The following is a 2,329-nucleotide window of genomic DNA, read 5'->3' as shown; positions in this document are numbered from 1 at the left end:
ACCTTGCGAAAGAAGGTAATGGTGATTTTAGAGCCGCCATTATTGATACGCTGATAGCCAAAGTCGTTGTTGCTGGCATCAGTGATGTGCATAGTTTGAGAGTATCATTTGAATATTCAGAAGATTTTGTGACAGATGAGATCACACTAAAAGAATTCAATGATAGGGCGGCGGCTTTCGCTGAGAAGGCAATGCGCTCATTAACCATACCAGAGATAAGCGCAGATTAGCTCCGCGCTTTGTTGTTTTAGAAATCATCGAGCTTATCAAATATACCTTTAGCTCTAGCGCTCAAATCATAAGCATATCCAGCTATGTCATTATCTCTTGGGCCTCGTTTAGTTCTGTCATGACCAAATATTTTATCTAGAGATTTCATGTTGTATTCAAAGAACCTTTCAGGATCTTTAGATGTTTTTGCGATAACAGCTAAATAATAAGGGAGTACTTCAATAATGGCATCTCTATGCTTCCAAAGTTCTGGAAGTACGGTTTCAGGCTGTTCATGAATGGATTTAAACGGATCCAGTAACCACGACATATATTTTCCTTTTCAGAGGTAATCAGCCATCCCTCTATTGATTAGTTAATGTTTGGCTGATCTAACAGCTTACCTTAACTATCAACTTATTACTTTTAACCTACTCACAGGGGCGACCATAGCTCACCCCACGGACGCCCATTGTTCAAATGGGGTGGAATATGAAGATGAAAGAAAACCCAGATTTATGGGCTGACCTGCTGGCCGGCCTAAAAAACTCATGGCCGCAGATATCCGGCTCGGCTTTAGCCATTGCCATTTGTTACGGCCGCCTGATTTATGACGGCGTGGAGCGGAAAAATCGATGGGTCGAACCGCTACTGTGCGGGGCATTATCCTGGGGCATATCCAGCGGCTTAGAGTTGTTTGGTATTCCTGCCAGTGTGTCACCGGCGCTAGGTGGTGCCGTTGGCTTTATTGGCGTCGAGAAACTGCGTGAATTCGCTATTCGTGCCATCAACAAACGGCTGGGGGATAAATAATGTCCAGAGGCATCCGTAATAATAATCCGGGCAATATCCGCCACGGCGATAAATGGCAGGGACTGTGCAGAAGGCAGACCGATAAGTCATTCTGCCAGTTTGTCGCACCGGAATATGGCATACGAGCGATGCTCAAGATCCTGCGCAATTATGAACGCAAATACGGTGATAACACCATTCGCCAGTTTATTTCCCGCTGGGCGCCGCCGAATGAAAATGATACTGAGAGCTACATTGCTTATGTGAGCCAATCGGTCGGTATCGATAGTCGTTCGGTGATTAACGTTAACCATAAACCCACCATGACGGCGTTAGTCAAGGCGATGATCCAGATGGAGAACGGCAAGCAGCCGTATTCTGATGAGATATTCGAAAAAGCCTTTAATTTACTCTGAATCCTGAGCCTCGCAATCGCGGGGCTTCTTTTTATCTGCGTACTGACGTGCGCTAAACCCAATCACGAGCTTATAGAAATAGAGCCTGAGAAGTATCGCCAGGTGGCGACCTCTCGTGGGCGATATTTCTACGTCAGCAGGCTCTTATTTCTATAGGAATACGCAATATGTATACAATCACAGTCCCTTTTTATGATGATGAGCTTTATGTTGTGGAATACAACAACGAACCGTATGTACCAATGAGACCCATTGTTGAGGGCATGGGGATGGACTGGGCAGGTCAATATACCAAGTTAAAACAAAGATTTAGAAAAGGTGTTGAGGAAATCCCAACACCTACAAAAGGTGGCTTACAATTAATGACTTGCCTAGCCCTCCGCAAACTTGCTGGTTGGTTAGCCACTATCAGCCCCAACAAAGTCAAACCTGAAATTAGGGATAAGGTGATCCGCTATCAGGATGAATGCGATGATGTTCTTTATGAGTACTGGACAAAGGGTATAGCTGTCAATCCTCGCAAGCGTAGTGTGTTGGAAGAACTGAATCAGGCCTGTGCTGACTTAAAAAGAGACAAGCAGCTAGCCAGTGTATTTGGTACGGGTCTCAACGAATGGAAGAAGGTTAGGCCTGAGCATGAAAGCAAGATAAGAGGATTAATCGGACAGGCTACCGACTTAGTTCTTGATCTTGTTCTGGCTGAAACAGGTAAGGGTAAAATAACGCGTACCGAATAAAGGTGAGTAATATGAAATTCAGCAGCCAGTACTTCACGCTCGGTGCTCTGGTGATTGTTTCTGGCTTGTTCTGGTTCTATTACGGCGAATATCAGGACAAGGCCGAAGAATACGCTCGTTTATCGCGACAGTATGACGAACAAGTCGCCATTAACGCCAGCCAGCAAGCGCGAA

5 protein-coding genes are annotated in these 2,329 nt (G+C 45.1%); 4 read left to right on the top strand and 1 reads right to left on the bottom strand.

What is annotated here, in order from left to right:
* The coding region (locus tag Xkoz_RS21445; protein WP_167386631.1) for a hypothetical protein at positions 1 to 230 on the top strand (230 nt) is incomplete at its 5' end.
* 17 nt (positions 231 to 247) lie between these two features.
* Here Xkoz_RS21445 and Xkoz_RS18975 read toward each other — a convergent pair.
* On the bottom strand, positions 248 to 541 hold the full coding sequence (locus Xkoz_RS18975; protein ID WP_099143494.1) for a hypothetical protein: 294 nt from the start codon (positions 539 to 541) through the stop codon (positions 248 to 250).
* 161 nt (positions 542 to 702) lie between these two features.
* On the opposite strand from Xkoz_RS18975, the gene Xkoz_RS18970 reads away from it, so the two are divergent.
* From Xkoz_RS18970 to Xkoz_RS18960, 3 genes are all read left to right on the top strand, one after another.
* The gene (locus tag Xkoz_RS18970) at positions 703 to 1,023 is read left to right on the top strand and encodes a phage holin, lambda family (RefSeq protein ID WP_422646080.1); all 321 of its coding nucleotides are present in this window, start codon (positions 703 to 705) and stop codon (positions 1,021 to 1,023) included.
* Positions 1,023 to 1,418 (top strand): structural protein, encoded by a 396-nt coding sequence (locus Xkoz_RS18965; RefSeq protein ID WP_099143493.1) that lies wholly within the window; start codon positions 1,023 to 1,025, stop codon positions 1,416 to 1,418. Before Xkoz_RS18970 ends, Xkoz_RS18965 begins: the two co-directional genes overlap by 1 nt.
* Before the next feature lie 167 nt (positions 1,419 to 1,585).
* The gene (locus tag Xkoz_RS18960; RefSeq protein ID WP_099143492.1) at positions 1,586 to 2,155 is read left to right on the top strand and encodes a phage antirepressor N-terminal domain-containing protein; all 570 of its coding nucleotides are present in this window, start codon (positions 1,586 to 1,588) and stop codon (positions 2,153 to 2,155) included.
* Positions 2,156 to 2,329: the final 174 nt, after the last annotated feature.

Source organism: Xenorhabdus kozodoii, assembly GCF_002632875.1.
Lineage (GTDB): Bacteria > Pseudomonadota > Gammaproteobacteria > Enterobacterales > Enterobacteriaceae > Xenorhabdus > Xenorhabdus kozodoii.
The sequence above is the reverse complement of the archived record's forward strand: the minus strand, read 5'-3'. Positions and strand labels throughout refer to the sequence as shown.